Raw genomic sequence first — 3957 nt, 5'->3', positions numbered from 1 at the left:
TGCGCGTTCTGGCTACCGTCAAAGACACGCTCAACGAACTCGACAAGGAGGGTCGCCCGCCGGCGATCCGCAAACAGGCAAAGCCATGACCACCGAACTCAAACCCGCCGCCCGCATCAACGAAGCCCAGCCCGCCGCGCGCCGCCGTGTGCCGCGCTGGTTGTGGATCGCCGGGCCCTTGCTGGTGCTGGCTCTGTTCGCCTGGGAGTTCGTGATTTCCAGCCGCAGCGTCGAAACCGACAACGCCTACGTGAAAGCCGATCGCGTGATGATTTCCAGCCAGGTCAGCGGCCGCGTGATCGAAGTGCTTGTAGGGCAGAACGAGGCGGTGAAGAAAGGCCAGTTGCTGTATCGCATCGATCCTGCGCCGTTGAAGATCGCACTCGCCGAGGCGGAAGCGCGTCTTGCCAAGGTCGCCGATTCCGCCGGTGCCAGTCGCGCCGGTATCCGCGAAAGCGATGCCGCGCTGCGTTCGGCGGATGCGACCCTGGGCTGGGCGCAGCAGGAGTTCGCAAGGCAGCAGCAATTACTGGCGCGCGGCCTGGTCGCGCAGAAAGCGTTGGACGATGCCCGCCATGCGCTGTCGGAAGCACAGGCGCAGCGCGACAGCATGGTCGCCGCACAGGACAAGGCCCGCGCCACGCTCGGCGGCAAGCCCGGTTCGGCGCTGGAACAACTGCCCGACTATCAGGAAGCGCTGGCCGTACGCGACCAGGCCCGCCTCGATCTCGCGCACGTCGATGTTGTCGCGCCGGTCAGCGGAATCATCGGCGGCCATGATCTGCAGGCCGGCGAATATCTCAACGTCGGCCAGGTCGCGATGCCGCTGGTAGCCACCGATCCGGTCTGGATCGAAGCCAATTTCAAGGAAACCGATCTCGCGCATCTGCGCGTCGGCCAAGCCGCGACGATCCGTGTCGACAGTTATCCGGGTGTGCGCTGGCGCGCGCTCGTCGCCTCGATCAGCCCGGCCTCGGGCAGCGAATTCAGCGTGCTGCCGGCGCAGAACGCCACCGGCAACTGGGTCAAGGTCGTGCAGCGCATCCCGGTGAAATTCCAGTTGATCGATATCGCCGCCGACGCGCCGGTGTTGCGTGCCGGCATGAGCGCCGACGTCAAGGTCGATCTGGTCACGGCGCCGCAGCCGGCGCACACCGCCTCGTTGTAAGCGCGAAAGAATCCAGACGGAACGTATCGTGGCCGGTAGCAAAACCACCGACGCAAATCGCAACCTCGTCGTCGCCTCGGTGATGCTGGCGACGCTGATGCAGGCGATCGACACCACCATCGCCAACGTCGCGTTGCCGGCGATGCAGGGCTCGCTGTCGGCGACGCAGGACCAAGCGGCGTGGGTGCTGACCTCGTACATCGTCGCCGCTGCGATCATGACGCCGGTCACCGGCTGGCTTGCCGGCTCGCTCGGTCGTCGTCGCCTGCTGATCCTCGCGGTCTCCGGTTTCACCGTCGCTTCGGTGCTGTGCGGCATCGCCACCGGCATCGGCGAAATGGTCTTGTTCCGTATTCTGCAAGGGTTGTTCGGCGCCTCGCTGGTGCCGATTTCGCAGTCCCTGCTGCTGGATGTTTTCCCCAAGGAAAAACACGGCGCGGCGATGGCGCTCTGGGGCATGGGCATCATGGTCGGGCCCATCCTCGGGCCGCCGCTCGGCGGCTGGCTCACCGAGTACTACAGCTGGCGCTGGGTGTTTTTGATCAATGTTCCGGTCGGCGTACTTGCGCTGATGGGCATCATGGCAAGCGTGGCGAAAGAGCCGACGCATTCGCGGCCACTGGATTGGCGCGGCCTTGCGCTGCTCGCCGGCGGTATCGGCGCGCTGCAGTTGTTCCTCGATCGCGGCCAGTCGCTGGACTGGTTCGGCTCGCTGGAAATCCAGATCGAAGCGGCGCTCGGCTTCCTCGGTCTGTATCTGTACGCCGTGCACTGGCGCAGCCGCGAACACGCGCTGCTCGACCTCGGTCTGTGGCGCAATCGCAATTTCGCCGTCGGCTGCCTGTTGATCTTCGTGATCGGCGTCGTGCTGTTTTCCACGCTCGCATTGTTGCCGCCTTACCTGAGCCAGCTGATGCATTACCCGGTGCTCGACATCGGTCTGCTTCTTGCGCCGCGCGGCGTCGGCACGATGATCGGCATGATGGTGGTTGGGCGCGTGATCGGAAAGATGGATGCGCGCTGGCCGATCCTGCTCGGCATGCTGCTGACCGCGGGCTCGCTGTATTTCATGACCGGCTTCGGCATCGAAATCTCGCGCCAGCAGGTGGTGTGGATCGGCGTGATGCAGGGCGTCGGCCTGGGCCTGGTGTTCGTGCCTATTTCCAGCGTTGCTTACGCCACGTTGCCGGCGACGCAGCGCACCGAAGCGGCGAGTCTTTTCAGTCTCGTGCGCAACATCGGCTCCAGCGTCGGCATCTCGGTGGTGATGGCGATCCTCGCGCATTCCGTGCAGGTCAATCACGCCGAGATCGCCGCGCGCATTCCTGCTTTCGGCGTCGAACAATCCTTCCTGCCCGCCGCCTGGGACGTCAGCACCGCGGCCGGTGCCTTCGCGCTCAATGCCGAGGTCAGCCGGCAGGCGGCGGTGATCGCCTACGTCAACGACTTCTGGTTGTTGATGGTCCTCACCCTCGCGGCGCTGCCGTTGGTCTGGCTGTTGCGCGCCGATCCCGGCGGCGGCCCCGCGCCCGCGCCGGTGATGGACCACTGATGACGCCAAAAGGACACGCGCAGGCCCTAGAATTCGCAGCCGTCCCTGCGCGTGCGCAACGGGCAGCCGGCACATGAGCCATCCGGCACATGCGGTGGAAATCGAGGCAGGTAAGGATTATCGCTGGTGCGCCTGCGGCAAGAGCGCGCAACAGCCTTACTGCGACGGTTCGCATCGCGGTTCGGAATTCGCCCCCGTGACATTCACCGCCGCGCGCAGCGAGATCGTCTGGCTGTGTGGCTGCAAAAATACCGGCCAGCCGCCGTTCTGCGACGGCAGCCACAAGCGAAGCAAGGAACCTGCCTGATGTCGATCGTCCGTGTTCTGTCCGTCGTTCTGGCGACCCTGATCCTCGTCGCCTGCGGCGGCAAGAGCGACAGTAAAAACAAAGGCGGCAATCCACCGTCGGCGGTCAGCACGCAGGTACTCGCCGCCAGCGAATGGACCGACACCATCGACGCGCTCGGCACCGCCAGCGCGCGCGAATCGCTCAACATCACCGCCAAGGTCAGCGAGACCGTCGCGAAGATCGCTTTCGACAGCGGCGATTACGTTCCCGCCGGCAGTGTGCTGGTGACCTTGTCCAATGGTGCCGAAGCCGCCGGCCTCGACGAAGCCAACGCCGACTACGTGCAGGCGCAGAAGTTGTTCGAACGCCAGCAGGATCTGTTCAAGCGGCAGCTGATCGCGGCCAGCCAGTTCGATGCGCAGCGCGGCGCCCGCGATGCCGCCAAGGCGCGCGTCGACCAGATCCGCGCGCAGTTGTCCGACCGTGTGATCCGCGCGCCGTTCGCCGGCGTGCTCGGCCTGCGCCAGGTCAGCGAGGGATCGCTGGTCACGCCCGGCACGGTGATCACCACGCTCGACGATGTCTCGCGCATCAAACTCGATTTCTCCGTGCCCGAACGGATGCTGCCCGTTCTTGCCGTGGGCCAGCCGGTGCTCGCGCATAGCGATGCCTACCCCGGCGAGGACTTCCACGGCACGATCGCGTCGGTCGGTTCGCGCGTGGATGCACTGACGCGCTCGTTGGCGGTGCGCGCCGAGTTTGGCAACGATGACCGCCGCTTGCGTCCGGGCATGCTGCTGCAGGTCGCGGTGCAACGCGCAGCGCGGCGCACGTTGCAGGTGCCGGAACTGGCGTTGCAACAAGTCGGCGAGCAGGCCTTCCTGTTCCGCGTCGGTGCCGACAGCAAGGTCGCGCAGGTGCCGGTGAAGATCGGCGCGCGCCGCGCCG

At 65.8% G+C, this 3957-nt stretch carries 4 protein-coding genes; all 4 read left to right on the top strand.

What is annotated here, in order from left to right; genetic code table 11:
* The first annotated feature begins 85 nt into the window (after positions 1-85).
* Positions 86-1168: an HlyD family secretion protein gene (locus VKM35_RS11985; protein ID WP_324321250.1), complete on the top strand. Its 1083-nt coding sequence runs from the start codon at positions 86-88 to the stop codon at positions 1166-1168.
* A gap of 28 nt (positions 1169-1196) precedes the next feature.
* Positions 1197-2720, top strand: coding sequence for a DHA2 family efflux MFS transporter permease subunit (locus VKM35_RS11980; RefSeq protein ID WP_324321249.1), 1524 nt, complete (start codon positions 1197-1199; stop codon positions 2718-2720).
* A gap of 73 nt (positions 2721-2793) precedes the next feature.
* Positions 2794-3027 (top strand): CDGSH iron-sulfur domain-containing protein, encoded by a 234-nt coding sequence (locus tag VKM35_RS11975; protein WP_324321248.1) that lies wholly within the window; start codon positions 2794-2796, stop codon positions 3025-3027.
* Positions 3027-3957 (top strand): efflux RND transporter periplasmic adaptor subunit (locus tag VKM35_RS11970; protein WP_324321247.1); only part of this gene is annotated, 931 nt, incomplete at its 3' end. The genes VKM35_RS11975 and VKM35_RS11970, both read left to right, overlap by 1 nt.

The sequence above is a fragment of the Arenimonas sp. genome (assembly GCF_035312645.1).
In the GTDB taxonomy this organism is placed as follows: Bacteria; Pseudomonadota; Gammaproteobacteria; order Xanthomonadales; family Xanthomonadaceae; genus Arenimonas.
This window is presented reverse-complemented; position numbering and strand designations above follow the sequence as displayed.